Here is a 372-nt window from a genome sequence, read left to right on the forward strand (position 1 = left end):
CTTAAAAACTAGGCTTTTCACCCTTGCTTTATATATAACAGTTGTTGAATGGCATGTCAAGAGCAGGCGGTTCCCCGCCTGTTTCTCTGACCTGTTTTTTATTATTCTGGCAGCCGGCCTTCATACATAATACTCAGTTCACCATATACCTGCGCCCAATTCCGGATTGTACTGGTCCATTTTTTGGTGGCTTCAAATGTAGCAAGATATAATGCCTTTAAAAGGGCCGTATCACTTGGAAATACGCTCCTCTGACGGTTCAGTTTCCGATAGGTGGAATTCAGGGATTCGATGGCATTTGTAGTATAAATCACTTTTCTGACCGTTGCTGAAAATTTGAAAATTGGAGAGATCGCATCCCAGTTATCTTTC

Annotated in this window: 1 protein-coding gene; it reads right to left on the reverse strand. The window is 41.9% G+C overall.

The genetic code is table 11. The features are described 5' to 3' along the window. Positions 1-101: 101 nt before the first annotated feature. On the reverse strand, positions 102-372 hold a 271-nt coding region (locus GPK88_RS18540), incomplete at its 5' end, for a transposase (protein ID WP_173763297.1).

This window comes from Blautia sp. MCC269 (assembly GCF_018785655.1).
Lineage (GTDB): Bacteria > Bacillota > Clostridia > Lachnospirales > Lachnospiraceae > Blautia_A.